Origin of the sequence: Halomonas sp. 11-S5 (assembly GCF_029889825.1) — a bacterium.
In the GTDB taxonomy this organism is placed as follows: Bacteria; Pseudomonadota; Gammaproteobacteria; order Pseudomonadales; family Halomonadaceae; genus Halomonas.
Map to the genome: position 1 here is coordinate 283,719 of NZ_JARANW010000001.1, position 21,793 is coordinate 305,511.

Sequence of the window (21,793 nt, forward strand, 5' to 3'; positions counted from 1 at the left end):
ATTATTCTACCGATCCTATGATTGGATGAACGTAGCGGCAAAACCATCAAGAAAATGCAGCTTCGTTTTTATTGCACTACTAATTGATTCCGCTAATATATCAATCTTTGTTAGGCTAGGTATACAGAATTCACCTTCCAAGAAATTTTCCTTTCAGCCACTACGGACTGGCATTGTGGTTTCATTCCGCCTTCTCCCCCGTCACCGCCTTTACTCCCCCCAACAAATCCCCAAACTTCCCGTAGTTCACCTTCACGCCATCATTCAGATCCAGTGGTATAAGCTAGTCGGCATAGTGGCGAAGCTTCTCGTCGAAGGCATTGAGCTCGACCTGCTGCAGCACCTGTCGCTTGATACTTTGCATTATCCTGCTTGCTTATTGATCAAGCTCACAACATCCATCAACCGCGCCTTGAAGGCCTGAAGTGAGGGCATTTCGATGTCTTCCATACGGATAGTGCGATTCTGCACCAGCTCCGCCAACGCCTGGGCTGCCGAGTTGCCATCCAGTACGGCATGCAACTGTTCCTTCAGCGGATTTTTTCCGCGATCATTACCAGATTCCTGCTCAAGCGCAGCGCAGTGCTGATAGGGCGATTCCGGTTTTAAAGCGCACATCAGCCATGCTTCAGATTTAGGTTTGGGCAGCATCGCTACACCATGCTTGAATCCCCCAACATCAAAGCCTTTCAGCATGGAATTATATTTATCCTGCCACTTGCCGCGTCCGGCCGAAGCAGTACCATCCCCATCGCGAAACAATACGGCAATGATGTGGTCGTCCAACTCGGCCGCCAACGCCAACGCCTTTGTGGCAAGCGACCTAGCATTATCATAGTAATACGCTGTTTCTTTTGGTGTTTTTTTGCCAGGCAGGCGCTTTGGTTTCTTTCCTGCTTTGGGCTTGTTCTCAACCAGATACGATTCACTGACATAATTAACCAGTCCGTTTTCCAGATGCGAGAACTCATAACCTTGGCAGTGTTCCACCCACTGGTCCACCATCCATGCCATCGGCCCGGGCTGGAAGGTCTCCGCTTGGCATTGCTCTGCCGCTGGGTAGCACACACCAATATCACCGGGCCCTTCACCGCTCAGCAACAGATGCATCCTTGCCCTCCTGACTAACCCATAACAACTGTAGCGTTTGGATTTCCTTGTCCAGCTCGGTCAGCTGCGTATCAATAAAGGCTTCACCCGGCCCCATGAAGCGCAGTTTCTCCGCCAGCGAGGGGATCTCAAACAGGCGAATAGCTTGTGTGGCTCCGTCAGATTTTTTGTAGAGATAAATCACGCCTTTTTTTGCTATATCATCTTCTAGGTAATTAAGGATTACCGGGCTATGGGTGGTTACCAGAACCTGATGATCGCTGGCGACCAGCGCATCGACGAGGAATTCAACCAGCTCGGGGTTAATGCCGTTTTCTATTTCATCAAATAGTAGAAAGTGCTCATCAGATGACAGCTGAGACAACACCGCCAGTAAACGTAGCATACCGTCGTTGACATGACGCGCCGGTGTCTTCAGGATTTTTCCGGCAAAGCGCTCAGCAATATCAAGCTGTTTCCAGCCGGAGCGCAAGGAGCGGGTATCAATGTCAGTCAAGCGTGGATATACTTTTTGAAGTTGGTCTAATAGCCGCTCACGCTCTTCACTGCCAAGCTCATGTAAATAAGCGGAGAGCTTCTGCCCACCAAGGCCCAGATACCCTGCCGATTCTCGTGTTCGTTGCCGCAAATACTCCGGGGAAAGCAAATCCAATGACCGAATACTTGCAATTTCTTCCTTCAGTACCTGAAGAATTTCACAGATCTGGTTTGACTTGAGCTGAGAGAGTATTGATCCTTGATATTCAAAAATGACGTCAATTTTTCTGGTACGTAAGCCAGCATCGCCTCCATAGGTCAACCAGCATTCGGCATCTTCCACTTTCAAGAGCCGAATGCCATCATGAAACACTTCTTCTGATGTACAACGGAGAGACTGTCTATTAAAACTGGCCGACCATTCAATCAAGTCGCAGCCTGGGAGTTCAACTTGAACAAACAAATCAATATTCTTTTTTGCGGTTAGCCGGGAACCGATATCTCTTTTGTCCCATTGCCGCAGTACGAGCCACTCCCCAAGCTCACCCCGCATCTGTTGGGAGATAAAATCAAGCGCTTGAAGTACGGTTGACTTTCCTGAGCCGTTAAGTCCCACCAAGCAGGTAAAAGGCGCTAACCGAATTTCAAAATCAACCAGTGATTTAAAATTGTCGATGCGGATCTGTTGGATCATACTGATTTCTCCCCGGTGACTGCCTTCACCTCTGATAGCAGATCCCCAAACTTCCCATAGTTCACCTTCACCCCATCATCCAGATCCAGTGAGATCCGCTGGTCGGCATAGTGGCGAAGCTTCTCATCGAAGGCATTGAGCTCGGCTTGCTGCTTATATAGCTTGCCAAGCTCCTTCTCAATGCGCTTGGCTTCGGCAGCGGAGGCGCTGGCTTCCTTGTCCTGTTCTAGCTTCTCGACATAGCCAGCGAGCTTCTCGGTGACCGGGATCACGTAGTCGGTACGCATCTCGGCGAGGGTGCTTTCGTTGTAGCGGTGCAGGTAGACCAGACACTCGAAAGCTTTCTGCTTGCCGGAGCTGTAAAGCCAGTAGATGGGGCGTTTCTTGTAGGTACGCAGGTGGTCCTTGAAGAACTGGGTGCTAAGATAGCGGCGGATGGTGTCCAGCGCGGCTTCACCCTTCTTGGGGTTGATGGCGTGCAGGCAGAGACTCTCGGCAACGAAGTCGAGGTTTTCCTGCAGGTGCTCTTCACCCCAGACTGTGCGAACAAAATCGCGGAAGCGGTTGGTGGCATCGTCGGGGAACCATTCTTGGTCAGTGAGCGGGATGATGGCGTTTTTATCCGGCGCGAAGCTTGGCTCGGGGATTTGGGCCAGGTAATCGCGGACGGTTTCACCCTGATTGGCGAGAATCAGGCCGGGCTTGTCCAGCGAGTAGCGGCCCATCATGCAGCCGATGGAGTAGCTTATAAGTTCCTTGAGGGTGTCGCATTGGAGTAGAGTTTCCAACTCTTCTTCGGAGCGGTTGCGGCCATAGCGGTAATGAGGGTTACAGGTGAGAGTAACTTCATGAAGTGAAATTTCTGGAGTCAACTCATTTCCCAAGTGATTCGAGTTAATGATGTGTCGATTTAGGGTTTCCTCTGCACTGACAACCTCCGATACAACATCTGACCATGAACACCTAGTTATATAATAGACGCTCGCAATGGAAGTCGACTCTAACACTTCCGATACCAGTGGCGACGCGAAAAAATCCCATGAGGTTTCGAATGAATCCCAATCGACCTTGCTATGCTCCACGAGTTTCTCTACCTCACCTACAGGAATACTAGAGGAGGAAAGGGCAGGTATCGACAACAAATCCCCAACGTTTACCGTCATTGATGGGTTGATGATCCATAAAAGTTCCTGCACGACCTTTGAATTCAATACAGCCAAGCCCCTTAAGACCAGATTTGTGCTATCGTCTTTTGCAAAAACAGTAGGCGCAAGTGAGCTGTATTCTTGGTCTAGATCTTTAATTCGAAAGGCGTTTGTGCTGGAAGTGATTTTTGAGCAGGTTATGCCCGTACGCCCCCAATACCTTTCATTATGAAGACCGCCATGGGATGCGTACTCTGATTTTGCAGAGTCAGTCCATTCTACAACTCTTAACTTATTTCCGTACCAACGACGATAGTCACCACCATGGGAAAGTTCTCGCCACACGTTGCCCCTGGATTTTTTTGAAACTTCCCAAAAAAACCGGACAAATCTTTCGTCATTGTGTGTTTTTAAACGCCCGCCAGACTCGTATTTTTCCTTGAGCTTTTCGTCGTCAAAAACCTCCAACAAGTCCTTTGAAATCCAATAAGTAACAGGGCTATTAGGAATTTTTTTGAAATCAGAAGGCTTGGATTCAAAAAACCAACCACATTCTTTGTTTTTAATAGCTTCTCGCGCCTTTTCAGCCTGTATACCTGCGCCTCTAAAGCTGGTTAACTTAATAAACGATGACAGATAATCATATATTGATGATTTCTGCATGAAGTACGCACAGATAGGAACAAAAGCAGACTCGAAAAAGGCGTGATATTGAGGTTGAACTAACCCTAGAAGAGTGTTTTCTCCAATCATTAGCTCTCTGAGTTTTTTAAATGAACTTAAGAACATCCAGGTGAAGGGTGTCATGAAAGCCATAAATCCAGAGTCTTTAGTAAGGCTTATCGAGCGAGCGCACATTATGGCGTAAAGATCAGAACTGGCGAATTTATAATCGCTGACTGCAAATATTTTCAGCTCCTTTGGCATGTTATTACTACCAATATACGGAGGGTTTGCTACCACGGCATCATACCGCTGCGCTAACATACGCGCCTGCTGCACTATCGGCTTTAGCTGCTGGGCAGCGGTCTTCTGCATGGTGTCGCCACTATCAGCAAGCTCAGTGAGCACCTCCAGCAAGGATTTGAGCGGCGCCTCAAAGCTATTCGGCACTTCGATCAGCGAGCCGAAGGTCTTGGCGTCCTGGAAGCGCTCGATCAGGTCGACGATGGCCTTGTAGGTGTTGTCGTTGCTGGAGAGCTCTTTCTGCTCGCCCTCGAACAGGCTCTGGGACTGGCCCTGGTGCCAGTCGCCGGTGAGATTGAGGTTGCGCCACAGGGTGCTGGCATCCAGGTGCTGTGTGCTCTGCAGGGCCATCACGTTCAGTCGAACGCCCCTGCTGAAGATCCGGCGGTCGTCTTCACGGGCCTTCATCAGCAGGGAGAAGCCGGCGAGCTGGGCGGCACGGTCGTCGATATCCAGCCCGAACAGGTTGTTCTCCAGGATCAGCTTGGGGATATCCCGGGAGCGGTAGCCGCGCTCCTCGTAGATGGCCTTCAGCACGTTATAAGCCTCGACCAGGATATGGCCGGAGCCACAGGCGGGGTCGAGCACCTTGATGGTCTCGGGGTCGATGCTGGCCGGAGTGATGGCGTCAAGCTGGGCCTGTACCTCGGGGTCCTGTTCGGCAGGCTCAATGTAGTACGGCATCTCGCCCTTGAGGGGGGAGTCCGGATAGGTCTGCAGCCATTGACGGCCGACGGAGTTCTGTACCAGATACTGGACGATCCAGTTGGGGGTGAACAGCTGGGTGGCGGCGGGGATGTCCTCGCTCTTCACCACCTTGCCGATCACCTCGTCCTTCTTCTCGGCGATGTAGAACTGGTAGAGCCAGCCGATCACCTCAACGTCCTGCCAGTCCTCTTCGGGAATCGCCCCGACCAGCTCGCGGATCAGCGAGTCCGTCTTGGTCAGGTTGTCCGGCAGCAGCAGCTCGCTGGCATCGTCCAGCGGCTCGAACAGGAACGGCATGGCCTCATGCAGGGCGTGACACTGGGCCAGCAGCAGCTCGCGGTAGAGCGCCTCGTCCTGGGTGCCGTCGAGCTTGAGCTCGCGCACCCGGGCGTTATCCAGCCCGGGCAGGTCGATCTCCAGGCAGTCATCGAGGATCTGGAAGCCGCCCTCGTGGGCCGGATGGGAGAGCACCCGCCGGCCATGATCCAGATACCCCTTGAGCTCCATGAAGCGGATCGCACACAGGCGGTTGAACCAGCTATAGGCGGCCTGCTCCATGGCCTGCTCGAAGCCCAGCTGGGTCACCCACCTGGCCAGCGCCTCGCGGGGACCGCGCAGCGCCTTGGGAAAACTGTGGGTCTGGCCATCCAGGGCGCTGATCAGCATCACGTCGCCACGCACCTCGGCGGGCGCCACGTGGCCCTTGGTGATGCCGTAGCGGGCGGCCTGGCGGGTCATGGTCTCGATGAAGCGGGTACGCGCCTTGGGGGCGTACTTCTTGATGTTCCCTGTGTTCATGCTGGATTCCTGATCTTGCGGGTTGCCCTTGGCGGGCAAGGTGTTCTCGCCTGTCCCGTGTCCCAGGACACGGGACAGGCCACTTGATGCATGGGCAGGCGCGTCAAGAGCTTTCGGTCGCTGACGGTGCCATGTACAGCAACGGGCGCCGCCACATCCGCGCTTGTTTGGCAAAGCCCACGGCAGCTATGCTCTTCGCGTATGGACTGGGAGTGCCCGGTCGGCGTCAGGGCCTCGGTGAGATCATCGAGGCCTTTCGCTGTGCGGCATTTACGATGATGTCTCGAAGGTACGCGGTGCGCGTAAGCGGCGCACATGGCCCTCCACATCGTTCTCGGTGGGATCGGCTGTCTCTGGAATTGCTAGGTACCGGACAGGCCGGGTGAGCTTTTCCGCTCTCTGCTCTTCCACGGCCTGCTTGAGCCAGGTATTCACCTGAGATTTCTGCAGTCCCGTATCGGCAACGATCTCATCTACCGTTCTTGGGGACTGGGCAAACCGTTGCAGCTCGCGCAGGAACAGCTGATAAAAATCGATGCCGCCTACTTGCCAGGGTGCCTGACTTGAGCGTGCATCGGGTTCTTGCTCGGCAGGATCCGCGGCTGCATCCATGCTGCCGGTCGCCGTTGCTTCGGGGGCCGCAGTCTGCCCCGCCTCCTCTTCTGTCTGTCCCTCCGGGGTCGGCTCGAAGGCGGATTCCGGTTTGGGCTGCTGCAGGTTTTCCAAGGGTGCGTTCACGGCACCAAAAAGGTCAGCCTGGGGTAGCTCCGCGGTGCTTTCGGAATCGCCATTATCAGCGGGAGATTCTGCAGCGCTGATCGTTTGGTCATCGGCAGACGATTCTGTCACCGACGATGGTTGAGGCAGAGTGAACAGTGCTTGTATCTCTAACTGGTCTACCTCCTGCGCGCACCAATCGCCACCAGCACTGACAAGCTGCTGGTTGCCGGCTTCCGGGTCCTGTGAGGGCTTCACCCAGAGCGTCACCCAGCCCTTCTTGAGGTTCTCTTCCGCGCCTGCCTTGGTGCCGCCACTACTGCCGGAGTGCACCACGACGGCGGCATCTGCAAGGCAGTAGATATACTTGTTGCGACCCATGGCGTTGCCGGCATTGAACCCGGCTTCCGGATAGTAGGGCGAGACCAGCACAAGGCCGCCATTCATCAGCCCTTGGCGCCACTGGCTGGAGGTCGCCGCCTTGAGGAGGCCTTCACTGAGGATTCCAATGACGGGGCCGCCCTCCTGAACCGCCCCTTGCATGGCGGCTTCGTCTATTCCGCGCGCCCCACCGGATACGATCCCTGTAGCGGCTTGAGCGGCTTTCGCTCCCAGCTTGCGCGCATAGGTCAGGTCATCATTACCTGCCTTGCGCGAACCCACTACGGCAAGACCACCGGCGTTGAGAAGCTCAGCATCGCCACAGCCGTAGAGTACGGGGGGAGCAGCATGCTTCAGTCGTTTTTTTAGTCGCCTTGGGTATTCCGGATCGGATCGAGTGATGACCCACAGGCCCGAGCGCTGCCACTTCTCCATGGCCAGCGCCATGCTGCTACCACGCTGCAGCAGGGCCTCAAGCCGGTCACGAGGAATCTTCTCATCACTCCACTTGCCCAGCACCCAAGGCGCGGCATGGCTCAGCAAGTCCCCTGGTGTGTGATTTGTTTCATGCAGCCATTGGGCAAAGCGTCCCCACTCGGTGGGCGTCAATGGTTTGGCCGCCCCCTTGGCAGGCTTGCTGAAGTAGCTGGTAAGCAGGAGAGTTGCCTGTGCGGCTGTCGATAGGGTCATCAATCATTCACCGAACTGGATGCCAGGGCTGTAGGGTAGACAGGCCCCGTGCCAGCACGTTGCAGCAGAGCGGCGATCACGGTCAATGTCCAGCCTGAGTCGACGATATCATCGACCAGCAGCACGGGTTCTCGCGGTAACCCGTTGGCGACTTCGAAGACACCGTCAAGGTTACGGCACTGGTGGAAGCGGTTCTGCTGGCCTTTCTGGGGCTCATTGTGCCTGATCTTGCGTACAGCATCGACGTAAGGCAGCCCCAGCCGGTTGGCCAGCCGCTGGGCGAAATCCGGCACCAGGTGCGGATGATTGAGAGATGGCACGGCACATACCCAGCCGGGGCGGGATTGCGGCTGCCAGCGCTGTTCGATCATCTCGGCCATGGCTTCGACCAAGTCGTCGCCGAACCGGCCCTGATGTTTACCCTGTTTGACCAGCCGCCCCCAGCCGCCGTCATTCCATCGGGACAGAACGCGACCTTCTTGTGCCTGCAGGCCAGAGGGAAGGTTGCCTCGAAAGCCATACTGCTGGAAGGCATTGGCGGCAACCTGCTTTCGTGGCTTGATGGCCATCTCGGCATGGCGCTGGTAGGTCGCTGCCTGATGAATCAGCTGCGGATCGACCTGAGTTGGCACCAGCGACTGGCCCAGACAATTGGTACATCGGCCACAGGGCGCGCTCTGCGGATCGTCCAGGGCTAGGCGCAGAAAGTTCATCAGGCAGCCCGTGGTGTTGATGTAGTCGTTGACCTGCTGCCACTCCCGCTGCCGGATTTCAGTTAGATGCTGAATACGTTGATAGTCTGGCTGATAAGCTACCGGCGTCCGTCGCCACATACTGCCATCTTTCACCACCGGAGCGGGCGACTCCACACTGAGGATTTTCAAGGTCTTGTCGATCTGGCTGCGTCGCAGGTTGGCATGCTGTTCAATCCGAGTAACCGGCAATCCATCAAAACGCGCCAGGGTGTCGAGAACCGTATTGATCTCATGATCCGACGGAAACGCCGAGCGCCGAAAATACTCATGAATATCGTCGTCTTCGTGACCGGCAATCAGCACGCCAAGTGCAGAGTCGATGGCCCGCCCGGCGCGCCCTACCTGCTGGTAGTAGGCAACGATGGAGCCAGGTGCCTGGTAGTGGATAACAAAACCGAGATCCGGCTTGTCGTAGCCCATGCCCAGTGCTCCGGTGGCCACCAGCACCTTGAGCTCATTGCGGAGCAGTCGATCTTCCAGGTACTCGCGATAGCGGTTGTTGTCGGTCAACCCTTGCGCCCGCAGCCATTCGGGCGGGCTGACATCGCCGTAGTAGGCGCTAGCCTCGATGCCACCACGCTGAAGCCAGTCGGCTACCTGCTCGGCGTCTCGGGTGGTGAGGGTATAGATGATGCCGGTGCCCGGGAGCGTCGGGACCACCTGAGCCAGCCAGGCGAGGCGAGAGGCCTGATCCGGTAATATCATCGCCTGCAGTGCCAGGCTCTCACGCCCCAGCGGGCCACGCTGGATCAGAATATCTCCCATCTGGGTGCGAATGTCGTCGATGACCCTGTCGTTGGCGGTCGCTGTGGTGCCCAGCACCGGCACCCCAGGTGGGAGCTGCCGTAGGATGCCGACGATACGCCGATAGTCGGGACGGAAGTCATGGCCCCAGTCGGAGATGCAGTGCGCCTCATCGACCACTAGCAGCCCGATATGATCGGCGATTGGCATCAGCACGGTTCGCACGAATTCATCGCTGGCCAACCGCTCAGGAGATATCAGCAGGCAGTCAACCTGGCCGGAAATCAAAGCCTTCTTGACGACCTCAACTTCTTCACGGCTATTGGTAGAGTTCATCGTCTCTGCCCGTATGCCCAAGCGTTTAGCCGACTCGATCTGGTTGCGCATCAGGGCCAGCAGCGGCGAGATGATGATGGTGACGCCAAAGCCGCGGTCACGCAGGATCCGTGTGCTGATGAAATAGACCGAGCTCTTGCCCCAGCCGGTGCGCTGAACCACCAGCAGCTTTCGCCCTTGATTCACCAGTGCATCAATCGCTTCCCACTGCCCCGGGCGAAAAGAGGCGGAATTATCGTCCAGCGCGGTCTTGAGAAGCTGTTCGGCGTGTTGCCTATCCATAACATTTGCTCCTAGAGATCATATGTCTCATCGCAGACGAATCCGCTTGTTCGCCTTGATCGCCCCTTCCAGCTCGCTCTTGAGCACATCGAGGAAGGCATCGACCTCCTGCTGGCTCTCCAGGTAGACCCCTTCATGGGTGCGGCTGAGCACCTGGCTGACGCTGACGTTGGCCACCGGCTTGGGCGCGGCGACCGGGGCGGGCTCGCGGACTTCACCGGGCGGTGTGCTGGTATCGCCGTTGCCGCCTCCCTGGGGTGAGCCGCCCTCGCCGGCAGGCTTGGCATCCCGGTCCGGCTTGCCGCCGTTATCCGCTTTCTGGCGTGCAACGCGCTGGCGTTCGGCTTCGGCTTCCTGCTCGCGGTGGAGCTGGTCGAGGCTCTCCTGCTCGCGGTCGTTGGCGGTATCACCCTGCAGCAGGTAGATCTGGGCGATGCTGGGTGCGGCTTCGATATCCTGCTTGAGCAGCTGCAGCGGGCGCAGCAGGCGGTTGCTGAGCTCCGACGTGCCGATGCCGCTCTTGACGATCTCGGCGCTGACTCGGGCGATGCGTTTGTCGATCAGACCGATGGCGTGCTCGCGCTTCTGCTCCAGCAGCTGGGTGTTGATCTCATCGACGGTGTGGATCAGCCCGGCGACCTTCTGCAGCATGGCGTAGGGCGCCTCGGAGGCGTAGATGCGGTCCAGCTCGCTTAGCGCCGCCTTCGCCTCGGGTTCCTTTTCCAGCGCCGGGCGGTTGGGGGCGAAGCGGGTCAGCGACTGGTCCAGCTGCTTCCAGGTGGTGAGCTGCTTGGTGAAGAACTCGTGGAGGTCACGGTACTCCTCTTCGAGATCAAGCAGAGCCTCCTGCTGGTCGGCCACCGCCTTGAAGAAGTCGAAGCTGTCGTCGATGCGCAGGAGGCGCTCGACCTCCTTGAGGGTGCTGTCGATGGTGGCACGCCCAGGGAAGCGGCCCACCTCGGTCTTGCTGCGGTAGGCCTCCAGGTCCTTCTTCCAAGTGCTGAACTGCTCGACGTAGAAGGCGTAGAGCTCGGTCTCGCTGGAGGGCCCGAGCTTGGTGAACAGGTCCTTGGTGAGGTTGCGCACCTGGCACAGCACGGCATCGTCGGTCTGGCGCTTCTTCTGGATCCACACCTCGCCACGCCGACGGCTGTTGTTGAGCAGATCGAAGGCTTCCTTGCCGGGCAATGCCGGGCCGGCTGTGTGGAAGGTGAGCCGCCCCGCGGCATACAGCCGCCCAAGAATCAGCAGGGTCTCCTCCACCGGCCAGCCGAAGGGCCGGTTGTTGAAGCGCTCCAGCAGCGGGTTGAGGGGTACAGGCTCGCCGCCGTGAAGGCCGATATACGTTTCCACCTCGCGCACCGCCTGGGGGTTGCCTTCCTCGCCGTCGAGCTCGATGGCCTGCTGACCGATGTCGTCGGCGGTCATCACGGCGAGCAGCTCGCGCATGGGGTCGGGGGTGAGCACCTGCAGGTAGCCGAGCTTGCTGTAGGTGTTCTCCAGCAGGTACTGGCAGGCGTCGTCGAGGCGGGTGTTGAGGTTGCTGCGGTTGATGTCGAGTTTCTGGCCCAAGGCGTAAACGTCGGCATCCAGCAGCATGTCTTCCAGGCGCACCAGCAGGTGCTTGCGGCGCTCCTGGTTCTCGCGACCACGGTCGGCGAGGATGCGCTCCACGCTGTTGTCGCCGGAGGCAGCGTTCATGCGGATGAACTTCTCGGTCTTGAGGAAGGTGCGCAGGTCGTCGAAGAAGGCCTTGTTGTCGCCGAGGCGAATCAGCACCTGGCCCTGGTTCTCGTTGCTGCGGTGAATGCAGCCCGCCTCGCCGTTCTGGACCGAGTAGCTCTGGGTGTAATCGATATCCAGCGGCGAGACCACCTCGACGCGCAGCTGGCTCTGGAAGCGGCCGTCGATGGTGTGGCCGTCCAGGTAGCGGCCGATGGTGTAGTCGGTCTTGTTGAGCGGGTAGCGGTACTTGTTGCGGTCGCGCAGGCGGTCCTTGTAGATCATCTCGGCCAGCAGCTTGTTCTCGTCGCTGCTGGTGATCTCGGTGGCCTTGATCTTGCGCGTGATGTCGCGCTCCTCGTTGGTGAGGAAGAGGTACTCCTCGCCGTTGCGGGTGACCAGGCTCTCCTTCTCCAGTCGCGCCACGGTGCCCTCCAGGCGCTCGCGGATCGCCAGGCGGTCGTCGTCGATGCGGGTGATGGAGAGCGTCACCAGGTTGTCGAGGGTGCCCTTGACCAGGTCCACGTAGCGGATCATGAACAGGGTACGCAGAATCTCGACGTCGAAGTCATCCAGCGCGGCGTTCTCGCTGGCCTGGTCGATGGTGCGCTTGACCGCGGTGTCGAGGAAGCCCTCCACGGCGCGGTAGAAGCTGTGCATCGGCACCAGGGCGCCGATCTCCTGATCCCCCACCGCCTTGGCGGCCATCTGGAAGGCATCGAGCATGGAGCGCTCGCCGTAGGCCAGGTGCGCCCCGGTGGCGCCGACCTTGCGGATCTCCTCGAAGACCTTCTGGACCAGCTGGAAGTGGTACGGCACGAAGGGGTAGTTGGCGACGAAGCTCTCCACACCGTCGACGTTCCGGAGCGTGGGGCCGGAGCGGTCGAAGGTGAGCTGGTTGCGCAGCACCGCGCCCTTGGCCTCGAACACCTGGGCCAACTCGCCGCTGGCCTCCGGGGTCTTGGCCAGCAGGCGCTTGCGGATCACCTCGTCGGAGTTGGAGCTGGAGAGCGACAGGCGGGTCTTGAAGCGCCCGGCGATCTTGGAGAAGTCGTTGGCCTTGGCGGCGGTCATCTCGCCGAGCACCGCGTCCATATCGGCCTGGGAGGTAACCACGATCCAGGCACGGCCGCCGCAGATGGTGCCGAGGTTCTCGGTGAGGGTCTGCAGGGTGAGCATCAGCCGGGTATTGCTGCCGATGAACTGGCCGACCTCGTCGACCATGAAGACGATGCGCTGGCTGGGGGATTTCGCGTCCAGGTACTCCTTTACCCAGCGGCAGAAGTTCTCCACCGAGACGCTGAACGTCTCCTCGGAATCCTCGAACCACTTGTGGGCCGCCTCCGGGGAGAGGTCCAGCGCCTGGCTGATCGCCTGCTCGATGTCGTCCTGGTAGAACTGGAAGCCGTCGCGCTCCTCATCCCAGACCATGCCACTGGCCTCATGGAAGGCCGCCTTGAAGCGCTCCAGCACGCCGCGCTGGGCCAGGTGGCGCTCCATGTGAGCGATATGCGGGTGGTCGCCGCTGAAGCCCTGGTACTCATTGAACACCCGCAGGAAGACGTTGAGGATCGGGTTGCCGCCGTGGTTGGAGCTCGCCTTGCTGTCGATGTTGAACAGGATGACGTCCGCCGGCTGCTGTACCGCTTTGGTGACGTCGGCGCGGATCATCGGGTCGTGGAGCTTGTGCTCGTCGAAGAACTCGGCGGCGCGGCGGTGGTTGCCGGCCTCGTCCTCGGCCTCGATGTTGGCCAGCAGGTACGATAGCGCCTTGAGGAAGTGCGACTTACCCGAGCCGAAGAAGCCCGAGACCCAGACCCCGACCCGGTTGGCGATAGAGGGGTCGCTGAGATCGGTGATATAGGAGTCGAAGAAGGCACGGAAGTGCTTCTCCAGCTCGTTGGTCACCACGTACTCGTCGAGCTCCTGGTAGACCGTCTCGCGGTCCTTCTGGTCGGCCTTCACCACCCCGTTGATGGGGCGGTTCAGGGGTTTCTGGAAGAGTTCCTGGATACGCATGTCCGATCGATTCCTTAACGGGCAACGCCTCGCTCCCGTGGCGGGGCAAGGCGATCAACAAAGCGGCTGCCAGGGCAGCAAGGCTGCCGGCTGGCCATCAGGGCACCAGCGAAAAGGCGCGGTAGTAGTGATTGCTGGCGATCTGGTTGAACAGGGTCAGGCTCTGGCCGTCGTAGCTGCCGGGATAGAAGAGCACCAAGGGCTTGTGGCCGAGGCGACCGTGCAGCGCATTGAGCAAACTGTGGGCACGCATCACCGGCCAGACGCTACCCACGCCTGACAGCAGAATGATATCGGGGTCTTCCGACAGGGCGTGTCGGATCAGGAAAGGAGCGAACTTGTCCATGTGCAGCGGGCCACGCAGCGCCTTGAGCAGCGCCGCATCGCCCTTGGTCTGCTGCATGGCGATGGCCTTGTCGAGAAAGCCACGCGCCTGGAGATAGTCGCGCATCACGCGCAACAGGTTGACGTGGTCGACCGTCAGCTCGCTGTGCTGACGCGACAGCACCCCCTCCAGGAAGGTGAGGTACTCGCGAACCTGTAGTTCGTGCTCGGGGGGATAGTCGAAAACCCAGAAACCGATCTCGTTGCCCAGGCCCTGGCCGGAGAGAAAGGCCGGGCTGGTGATCTTCTCGGCGACCTGGTTGAGGCGATCCTTCAGGTGAGGATCTTCGTGGTGGGACGGCCCCTGCGTGAGCGGTGACATACGGCTCTCATCCTTGCGTCCGGTGTCGTTCTTCTCGTTATGACCATACTACGTGCCGCGGCCTGTGGGTGCGTCGTCGAGCGTTCAGGCACGCTACCGCCCAACCCGGGTCCATGGCGTTCAACGCGGCCCCAGGGCACTCAGGCAGTCCAGCAGCCGGATCAGGTGGTGGCGTTCCAGCAGATCATCCACCTCCGGCCGAAGCATAAGCGGCCGTAACGTTCGGTTACGACTGTCAGTCATTAAGCCTACTTCGCATAGCATGCGAAAGGCCACCTGGCCCATCTTTCGTCTAGAGGAAGCGGTCCAGCCGATGATGGCCGGATCGCGGAAGGCACGGTCGGCGAGGAAGTCGTCCCACTGGTAGAGCTCAAGCCGCTCGGCCTGCGTCACGAAGGCATCGGCCACCACCGTCTCCAGGAACTCCACCAGCAGCAGGTTGCGCGCCAGGGCCGCACAGAACGCCACCTGGGTGGCCAGTTGGTCGTCGCCGTCATGCAGCGTCTGCCAGAACGGAAGCGGGAGCTTCTCAAGGCGCTTGCGGATCGCTTGGGCCATACGCTTGGCCGATGCGGGCCGCGCCTTCTGTAGGCGGTTCTCGTCGTAGATAGCCACCTGCCAGGTAGCGTTATCGGCGCCGGCCAGCAGCAGCTCCGCCACTATGCGGCTTTCGCGAACCATCAACGAGCCGCCGATGAGGTCTGAGTCGTAGTGGAAGGTCGTGGAATATGGCATTGGGCCAAGACACTTGCAGCAGCTGGAGGCGGAGCCACATGGTGGCGGCATGCCTGCACAAGCGCAACGACTTTGCCGTTGGTATATATACGATAATGAGCGAAGCGCTCAGAAACACACCGCCTCGAAGTGAAGTGGTCCAATTGGAGCGGACAGTCGGGTCACGGGACTCAAGGCCGGCGCGCCAGTGGATGGACGGGCCGGCCTGCGTGGAGGGCTCAGTAGCGGCCGAGCAGCGATTCCAGCTTGAAGGTGCTGGAGGAGAGCTCGCCGTAGCTCATCACCGGTGTCTCCGGTGCCAAGGCGGACGGCCAGGCCTGCATCGCCTCGTCATAGGCCGCCATCAGCTCCTCGTAGGTCGCTTCGTCGCTGGCCTTGAAGAGTTCAGCCTGTTGTTCGAGCAGCGCCTTGGCGGTCAGCATGAAGCCACGCCCGTCCTGATACTCCAGCACATTGACGAACTGGCCTTCGTCCACGGCTTCCTCGTATTCGTGCATGGCCTGGCGCAACAGGGTCAGCTGGACACGGCTCTGGAAGGCCACATCTTCCCGCAGTTCACCATCGACATCCTGCATGGCGGCATCGATAGCCTCGATGGCGGCCATGAAGGCATCGGCTTGCGCCCCCCATTCGCCGCCCTCGCGGGCCTGGTCGACCAGGGCCTGAAGCGTATCCTCGAACGACGCAACGCCACGGGTCTCGAAGGCCGGCTCCAGGGGCTCGTAGTGCTCCTGGAGGGGATGGCCGAAGTGCGGCTGGGAGGCGGTCTGTGCACCTTCCTGGTAGAGCTCGCGAGCGACGGCCAGATGGCCCTTCATCATGGCCAGGTTGGTGTAGTAGACACCGGGGTTGCTGGCGTCGATGCCATGGCCCGCTTCACCTCCTTCGCCACCTTCACCTCCTTCGCCACCTTCGCCACCTTCACCGCCAGCGGAAGCATTCAGGTAGGCAAACAACGCGAAGGGATCCGCCGCGGTGCTGCCTTCACCGCCTTCACCGCCTTCACCGCCTTCGGAATGATGGCCGCCTTCGCCGCCTTCGGAATGATGGCCGCCTTCGCCGCCTTCGGAATGATGGCCGGCTTCGCCGCCCTCGCCACCTTCACCACCATCACCGCTTTCGGAATGGTCGGCGTGGGCGAGTATCAGGCTGTCAGGCTCCTGGGTGGAGTCGTCCGGAACCTGGGTATCGGCCCAGCTGGCCGCGCCGGAGCCCAGCAGAACGGAGGCGCCGACGCCAACCCAAAGCTTGGTGCGAGTGCTGTTAGACATGCAGACTTCCTTAATATAGGGATTGCGAGAACTCTCGACCGTGCAGGCCGGAGGGTCACGCCCTATTATTGACGGGCGCACGAGACTAATGCAAATAGTTCGCAAATGTTTATAATTGGCAATCTCCTTCCCAACTGGAGCGCCCACTGTGATTCTTTGCATCGATCAGGTCATCCCCACGGAGCTGCTGTCGCGAGTTCAGGCCACCCTGGCCGACACCGCCTACCGGGATGGGCGGGAAACCGCCGGCTGGCATGCCCGCACCGTCAAGCAGAACGAGCAGGCCGATGGCCGCCAACCCGAGGTGATCGCCCTGCGTGAGGAGCTGACATCGGCGCTGCAGCGCCACCCGCTGTTCCAGATGGCCGCTCGCCCCCGACGCATGAAACCGCTGATGTTCAGCCGCTACCAGGAGGGCATGAGCTACGGTAACCATGTTGATGATGCGGTCATGGCCACCCCCGAGGGGGCGATGCGCACCGACCTGTCCTTCACCCTCTTCCTCAACGACCCGGACAGCTACGAGGGCGGTGAGCTGCTGATCGACTCGACCGCCGGGGAGCAGACCTACAAGCTGCCCGCCGGTGCCTTGATCCTCTACCCCTCCTCGACCCTGCACCGAGTCGAGCCCGTCACCCAAGGCGAACGGCTGGCCGCGGTGGGCTGGGCCCAGAGCCAGGTGCGCGAACCACAGCAGCGGGAGATCCTCTTCGACCTGGATACCACTCGCCGCCAGGAATTCGAGGCCAACGGCAAGACCCGCACCTTTGACATGCTGTCGAAGAGCCTGGCTAACCTGCTGCGCATGTGGGCGGAGGTCTGACAGGCGTGCTCAATTCCGCCGCGCTTCCCGCGGCGACAGGCCATAGCGGGCCTTGAAGGCCCGGGAGAAGGTGGAGCCGGAGCTGAAGCCGCAGGCCAGCCCCACCGCGAGGACATCCCTGTCCGTCTCGGCGAGCAGGTGCCGGGCGCGCTCCAGCCGCAGCTTCAGGTACCACGCACGGGGGGAAGTGCCGAGATGCTGCTCGAAGAGGCGCTGTAGCTGGCGCAGGGAGACACCGCTGCGGCTGGCCACCTCGGCCAGCGACAGTGGCAGCTGCTGATGCCGCTCCATCAGGGAAACCGCCTCCACCAGGCGGCGGTGATGGATCCCCAGGCGCCTGGCCAGCGACATGCGCTGCTGGTCGCTGCGGGTGCGGATCCGCTCGTGGATCAGCTGCTCCGAGACATCGACCGCCAGTCGCGAGCCGTGGCGACGGGCGATCACCTCCAGAGCCATGTCCATGGCCGCCGTGCCGCCGGCACAGGAGAAGCGCCGCCGCCCCAGCTCGTAAAGCTCGTCGGAAGTCTCGATGCCCGGGAAGCGCTCCTGGAAGGCCGGCAGACTTTCCCAATGCAGGGTGACGCGCTCGCCCTCCAGCAGGCCCGCCTCCGCCAACAGGAAACCGCCGGTATCGAGGCCACCCAGCACGCAGCCAGCCTGATCCAGGCGATGCAACCAGGCCATCAGGGGCCGGCTCAGGCTGTCCTCGGGACCGAAACCGCTGCATACCGCCAGGGAGGGCAGCTGATGCACCTCACCGATGGCGCGGTCGACCAACAGCGTCATGCCGTTGGAGGCCGTGACCGGCTCGCCGTCCTCACTGATCAGCGTCCAGTCGAATAGTGGGCGCCCGGTGATCCGGTTGGCGATCCTCAGCGGCTCCACCGCCGAGAAAAACGCCATCATCGAGAAGCGCGGCAGCAGCAAAAATCCTATGGCTTCGGGCAACAGCCCCTGATAGTCCAGGCGCAAGGTGTGTCTCCTCCTTCAGCGTCAAGTCAGACAGGCTAGAATGATCCTCAGGCTTCCCCACACGAGGTATCCCCCGTGTCCCGCAACGAGAGAACCATCCTGGCCTTCGACCAGGCCGGCAACGAGTATTTCATCGACATATTTGTCAGCGTCCGGGATCTCACTGACCTGCAGCACGCCGGGGCGACCCGCAGCGGCCTCCCCGCCTTCCGAACCCGCGAGGGCCACTCGGTCACTCACCTCGGCGGGGGCGAGTTCGCCGTGATGGTGCCCGGCGAGGAAGAAGCGATCACCGTCAGGACGCAGGATCCCGAGTTCGTATAAGGACGCCCGTGGAGATCGGCGCAAGGAGCCACCGAATGATCCGCCTCCGACCCTACCAGCCCGAGGACTGGCCGGCCCTGTGGGCCATTCTCGAACCGGTCTTCCGGGCCGGTGAGACCTATGCGGTGCCCCGCGACATCAGCGAGCAGGATGCCCATCGCACCTGGATCGAACTGCCCCGGGCCGTGCGCGTGGCCGTCGATGACGCGGGACGGATCACCGGCACCTACACCCTCAAGGCCAACCAGCCCGGGCCCGGGGACCATGTCTGCAACTGCGGCTACCTGGTCGCCGACCACGCCCGCGGCCAGGGTATCGCCGGCGAGATGTGCACGCACTCCCTGGCCCTGGCACGGGAAATGGGCTTTCTCGCCATGCAGTACAACCTGGTGGTCGCCAGCAACGCGGTGGCCATCCGGCTATGGCAGAAGCATGGCTTCACGATCATCGGCACCCTCCCCCGGGCCTTCCGTCACCCCGCGCGGGGCCTGACGGACGCCCATGTGATGTACCGTCTGCTGTGAGGCGCGCCGGCGCCCCGTTTGACCGCCGGCACTAGCCTCGGGCATGCTCACCAAGTGACTGACTCACCGAAGGAAAAATGACAATGAAAGGTTTCGCACGCCACACGCTGGCACTCGCCGTCTCGCTGGCCATGACCGCCGGCGCCAACGCCTCCGAGTTCGCCGACATGGATCCTGTCACCCTGCGCCTGGCCCACGTGGTCAACGAGCAGGACGGTTTCCATATCGCCGCCATGAAGTTCGAGGAACTGGTGGAAGAGCGCACCGAGGGCAAGGTGGACATCGAGCTCTACCCCAACGCCAGCCTCGGTGACGAGCGCACCCTGCTCGAGGGCATGCAGATCGGCACCGTCGACATGGGCGTGATCACCAACGGGCCGGTGGCCAACTTCGTCGAGGAGATGGCGGTTTTCGAGCTGCCTTTCCTCTTCCCCTCCCCGGAGGCCGCCTACGCGGTGCTCGATGGCCCGATCGGCCAGGAGCTGCTCGACAGGCTGGCGGAGGTCAACCTCAAGGGCCTGGCCTACGCCGAACGCGGTTTCCGCAACCTGACCAACAGCGAGCGTGCCGTGACCTCGCCCGAGGACATCGACGGCCTGCGCATCCGCGTGATGGAGAACCCGGTCTACGTGGACACCTTCCGCGAGCTGGGCGCCAACGCGGTGCCGATGGCCTGGACCGAAGCGCTGACCGCCATGCAGCAGGGCACCATCGATGGCCAGGAGAACCCGGTCAACGTCATCCACTCCTTCAAGCTCTACGAGACCCAGGACCACATGACGCTGTCGCGCCATACCTATGCTCCGGCGATCTTCGTGATGGGCATGCCCGCCTGGAACACGCTGCCGGAGGCCGCGCAGACGGTGCTGAAGCAGGCCGCCCAGGAAGCCGCCGAGCACGAGCGCCGGATGAACGCCGAGATGCAGTCCGAACAGCTGGCCGAGCTGCGCGAGGCGGGCATGCAGATCGTCGAGGAGCCCGATATCGCCGCCTTCCAGGAGGCCGTGGCCCCCGTCTACGAGAAGTACGGCGAGCAGTTCGGCGATACCCTGCCGCGCATCCAGGAGGCGCTGAAGTAAGTGCCTCCCCTCGCCCATTCCCTGCTGCGACCGCTGCGGTGGAGTGAGCGCGCCCTCGACGCCGTCATCGCTCCCGTGGTCTTCACGGCGATGGCGGCGTTGATCGGTGTGATCACCCTGCAGATCGTCTCGCGGGTCTTCTTCACCGCGGTGGGCTGGACCGAGGAAGTGGCCCGCTTCCTGCTGGTGTGGATCACCTTCCTCGCCGCCACCCTGGCCTTTCGGCGCGGCCGGCATATCGCCGTGACCTTCGTGGTGGACGCGCTCCCCGGCCTCCCCCGGCGCCTCGCGCGCATCGCCGCCCTGCTGGTGGCGCTGGGCTTCCTGGCGGCGCTGGTGATCATCGGGGTTGAGTACATGCAGGTGCAGAGCTTCCAGAAGTCCGCCTCGCTGCGCCTCTCCATGACCTGGGTCTATGCGGTCATGCCGCTGGCATCGGCGATCATGGCCTGGTTTGCGCTGGTGGATATCGTCGCCCTGGCGCTGGGCGAGTCATCTCCTGACACCCCACCGGACGCCGAGGAACCCGCCGCATGACCGCCCTGCTCTTCGTGCTGTTCCTGGTCTTCATGCTGCTCGGCGTGCCCATCGCCCTAGCCATCGGCGCCAGCGCCCTGGTGGCGCTCCATGCCCAGGACGTACCACTGATGGTGGTGCCCCAGCAGATGTTCCAGGGCATCAACTCCTTCGCCCTGGTGGCGGTGCCGATGTTCATCCTCGCCGGCGACCTGATGGCCCAGGGCAAGGTGAGCGAGAAACTGGTGGCCTTCGCCGATTCGCTGTTCGGCTTCCTCAAGGGCGGCCTCTCCATCGTCTCGGTGGGCGCCGGCATGTTCTTCGCCGCCATCTCCGGCTCCGGAGCCGCCACCACCGCCGCGGTGGGCGCGAGCCTGGTGCCCGAACTGCGCAAGAAGGGCTACGAGCCCGCCTCGGCGGCCAGCCTGATCGCCGCCAGCGGCACCATCGGGGTGGTGATTCCGCCCTCGGTGCCGATGATCATCTATGCGGTGATCGCCCAGCAGTCGGTGTCCAAGCTGTTCCTCAGCGGCATCCTGCCGGGTATCGCCATGGGCCTGGGGCTTGCCACCATCGCCATCGTCCAGGCCTACCGGCGCAACTACCCGCGCGGCACGGCCTTCTCGCCGGCCACCATCTGGCGCACCTTCAGGAGCGCGAGCTGGGGCCTCGCGACCCCGGTGATCATCCTCGGCGGCATCTTTTCCGGCGTGTTCACGCCCAGCGAGGCGGCCGTGGTGGCGGTCAACTACGCCCTGCTGGTGTCGCTTTTCGTCTACCGCGACCTGAGCCTCGCCGAGGTCTACCGCATCCTGATCCGCTCGGCGATCACCACCTCGGTGATCATGCTGGTGATCGCCACCTCGGCAGTACTCAGCTGGACGCTCTCCAGCTGGCAGGTCCCCGGCGCCATCGCCCAGGCGGTGCTGTCGCTGTCCACCGACCCCTATGTGATCATGCTGCTGGTGGTGGCGGTGATCCTGCTCACCGGGGTGTTCATCGAGACGGCCAGTGCGCTGATCATCCTCACCCCGGTGTTGCTGCCGCTGGTCACCCGGCTGGGCATCGATCCCATCCACTTCGGCCTGATCATCGTGGTGGGGCTGGCCATCGGCATGATCACCCCGCCGGTGGCGATCAACCTCTATGTGGCCTCCTCGGTCACCCGACTGCCACTGGAGCGCATCACCCACGCCATCATTCCTTACCTGCTGGGACTGGTCGCCGTACTGCTGCTGGTGGTCTATGTGCCGATCCTGCTGGGCCTCTCCGGCTAGGGTCACCCAGGCAGCGAGATCA

General features: G+C 60.8%; 17 protein-coding genes. 7 read left to right on the forward strand and 10 right to left on the reverse strand.

Annotated elements, in window-relative coordinates; genetic code table 11:
* Nucleotides 1–363: 363 nt before the first annotated feature.
* From OP497_RS01365 to OP497_RS01405, 9 genes are all read right to left on the reverse strand, one after another.
* Nucleotides 364–1,110, reverse strand: a complete 747-nt coding sequence (locus OP497_RS01365) for a hypothetical protein (protein WP_280545991.1) — start codon at nucleotides 1,108–1,110, stop codon at nucleotides 364–366.
* Entirely contained in the window at nucleotides 1,088–2,281 is a 1,194-nt protein-coding gene (locus OP497_RS01370) for an ATP-binding protein (RefSeq protein WP_280545992.1), read from the reverse strand. Before OP497_RS01370 ends, OP497_RS01365 begins: the two co-directional genes overlap by 23 nt.
* Nucleotides 2,278–5,937, reverse strand: coding sequence for a BREX-1 system adenine-specific DNA-methyltransferase PglX (gene pglX / locus OP497_RS01375; protein WP_348533104.1), 3,660 nt, complete (start codon nucleotides 5,935–5,937; stop codon nucleotides 2,278–2,280). The genes OP497_RS01370 and pglX overlap by 4 nt, the downstream gene beginning before the upstream one ends.
* 231 nt (nucleotides 5,938–6,168) lie before the next feature.
* A complete protein-coding gene (locus OP497_RS01380) occupies nucleotides 6,169–7,686 on the reverse strand; it encodes a DNA-processing protein DprA (RefSeq protein ID WP_280545993.1) in 1,518 nt (505 codons plus the stop codon).
* A complete protein-coding gene (locus tag OP497_RS01385) occupies nucleotides 7,686–9,803 on the reverse strand; it encodes a RecQ family ATP-dependent DNA helicase (RefSeq protein ID WP_280545994.1) in 2,118 nt (705 codons plus the stop codon). Before OP497_RS01385 ends, OP497_RS01380 begins: the two co-directional genes overlap by 1 nt.
* A gap of 27 nt (nucleotides 9,804–9,830) precedes the next feature.
* Nucleotides 9,831–13,544, reverse strand: a complete 3,714-nt coding sequence (gene brxC, locus OP497_RS01390) for a BREX system P-loop protein BrxC (protein ID WP_280545996.1) — start codon at nucleotides 13,542–13,544, stop codon at nucleotides 9,831–9,833.
* A gap of 97 nt (nucleotides 13,545–13,641) precedes the next feature.
* Nucleotides 13,642–14,250 carry a DUF1788 domain-containing protein gene (locus OP497_RS01395; RefSeq protein WP_280545997.1) on the reverse strand — a complete coding sequence of 203 codons (609 nt, stop codon included), beginning with the start codon at nucleotides 14,248–14,250 and terminating at the stop codon, nucleotides 13,642–13,644.
* A 120-nt stretch (nucleotides 14,251–14,370) separates the two neighbouring features.
* Nucleotides 14,371–14,985 (reverse strand): DUF1819 family protein, encoded by a 615-nt coding sequence (locus OP497_RS01400; protein ID WP_280545998.1) that lies wholly within the window; start codon nucleotides 14,983–14,985, stop codon nucleotides 14,371–14,373.
* A gap of 218 nt (nucleotides 14,986–15,203) precedes the next feature.
* A complete protein-coding gene (locus OP497_RS01405; protein WP_280545999.1) occupies nucleotides 15,204–15,806 on the reverse strand; it encodes a hypothetical protein in 603 nt (200 codons plus the stop codon).
* A gap of 45 nt (nucleotides 15,807–15,851) precedes the next feature.
* On the opposite strand from OP497_RS01405, the gene OP497_RS01410 reads away from it, so the two are divergent.
* Nucleotides 15,852–16,328 (forward strand): hypothetical protein, encoded by a 477-nt coding sequence (locus OP497_RS01410; RefSeq protein ID WP_280546000.1) that lies wholly within the window; start codon nucleotides 15,852–15,854, stop codon nucleotides 16,326–16,328.
* A gap of 76 nt (nucleotides 16,329–16,404) precedes the next feature.
* Nucleotides 16,405–17,079, forward strand: a complete 675-nt coding sequence (locus tag OP497_RS01415; RefSeq protein WP_280546001.1) for a Fe2+-dependent dioxygenase — start codon at nucleotides 16,405–16,407, stop codon at nucleotides 17,077–17,079.
* A 9-nt stretch (nucleotides 17,080–17,088) separates the two neighbouring features.
* Here OP497_RS01415 and OP497_RS01420 read toward each other — a convergent pair whose 3' ends face one another.
* Complete coding sequence (locus tag OP497_RS01420; RefSeq protein WP_280546002.1) at nucleotides 17,089–18,051, reverse strand: GlxA family transcriptional regulator; 963 nt, start codon at nucleotides 18,049–18,051, stop codon at nucleotides 17,089–17,091.
* A gap of 75 nt (nucleotides 18,052–18,126) precedes the next feature.
* On the opposite strand from OP497_RS01420, the gene OP497_RS01425 reads away from it, so the two are divergent.
* The 5 genes from OP497_RS01425 to OP497_RS01445 all read left to right on the forward strand — a co-directional run bounded on the left by OP497_RS01425 (nucleotide 18,127) and on the right by OP497_RS01445 (nucleotide 21,771).
* Complete coding sequence (locus OP497_RS01425) at nucleotides 18,127–18,375, forward strand: hypothetical protein (protein ID WP_280546003.1); 249 nt, start codon at nucleotides 18,127–18,129, stop codon at nucleotides 18,373–18,375.
* 35 nt (nucleotides 18,376–18,410) lie between these two features.
* Nucleotides 18,411–18,899 carry a GNAT family protein gene (locus tag OP497_RS01430; RefSeq protein ID WP_280546004.1) on the forward strand — a complete coding sequence of 163 codons (489 nt, stop codon included), beginning with the start codon at nucleotides 18,411–18,413 and terminating at the stop codon, nucleotides 18,897–18,899.
* Between the two features lie 83 nt (nucleotides 18,900–18,982).
* The gene (locus OP497_RS01435) at nucleotides 18,983–19,978 is read left to right on the forward strand and encodes a TRAP transporter substrate-binding protein (protein WP_280546005.1); all 996 of its coding nucleotides are present in this window, start codon (nucleotides 18,983–18,985) and stop codon (nucleotides 19,976–19,978) included.
* Nucleotides 19,979–20,515, forward strand: a complete 537-nt coding sequence (locus tag OP497_RS01440; RefSeq protein ID WP_280546006.1) for a TRAP transporter small permease — start codon at nucleotides 19,979–19,981, stop codon at nucleotides 20,513–20,515. It abuts the gene before it with no gap.
* The gene (locus OP497_RS01445; protein WP_280546007.1) at nucleotides 20,512–21,771 is read left to right on the forward strand and encodes a TRAP transporter large permease; all 1,260 of its coding nucleotides are present in this window, start codon (nucleotides 20,512–20,514) and stop codon (nucleotides 21,769–21,771) included. Before OP497_RS01440 ends, OP497_RS01445 begins: the two co-directional genes overlap by 4 nt.
* Nucleotides 21,772–21,793 lie beyond the last annotated feature (22 nt).

Coding starts and splice junctions, on each gene's coding strand:
- OP497_RS01365 (WP_280545991.1), bottom strand. CDS start 1,110: ATGCATCTGTTGCTGAGCGGTGAAGGGCCCGGTGATATTGGTGTGTGC.
- OP497_RS01370 (WP_280545992.1), bottom strand. CDS start 2,281: ATGATCCAACAGATCCGCATCGACAATTTTAAATCACTGGTTGATTTT.
- OP497_RS01380 (WP_280545993.1), bottom strand. CDS start 7,686: ATGACCCTATCGACAGCCGCACAGGCAACTCTCCTGCTTACCAGCTAC.
- OP497_RS01385 (WP_280545994.1), bottom strand. CDS start 9,803: ATGGATAGGCAACACGCCGAACAGCTTCTCAAGACCGCGCTGGACGAT.
- brxC (WP_280545996.1), bottom strand. CDS start 13,544: ATGCGTATCCAGGAACTCTTCCAGAAACCCCTGAACCGCCCCATCAAC.
- OP497_RS01395 (WP_280545997.1), bottom strand. CDS start 14,250: ATGTCACCGCTCACGCAGGGGCCGTCCCACCACGAAGATCCTCACCTG.
- OP497_RS01400 (WP_280545998.1), bottom strand. CDS start 14,985: ATGCCATATTCCACGACCTTCCACTACGACTCAGACCTCATCGGCGGC.
- OP497_RS01405 (WP_280545999.1), bottom strand. CDS start 15,806: ATGATGAAGGGCCATCTGGCCGTCGCTCGCGAGCTCTACCAGGAAGGT.
- OP497_RS01410 (WP_280546000.1), top strand. CDS start 15,852: ATGGCCCGCTTCACCTCCTTCGCCACCTTCACCTCCTTCGCCACCTTC.
- OP497_RS01430 (WP_280546004.1), top strand. CDS start 18,411: ATGATCCGCCTCCGACCCTACCAGCCCGAGGACTGGCCGGCCCTGTGG.
- OP497_RS01435 (WP_280546005.1), top strand. CDS start 18,983: ATGAAAGGTTTCGCACGCCACACGCTGGCACTCGCCGTCTCGCTGGCC.
- OP497_RS01445 (WP_280546007.1), top strand. CDS start 20,512: ATGACCGCCCTGCTCTTCGTGCTGTTCCTGGTCTTCATGCTGCTCGGC.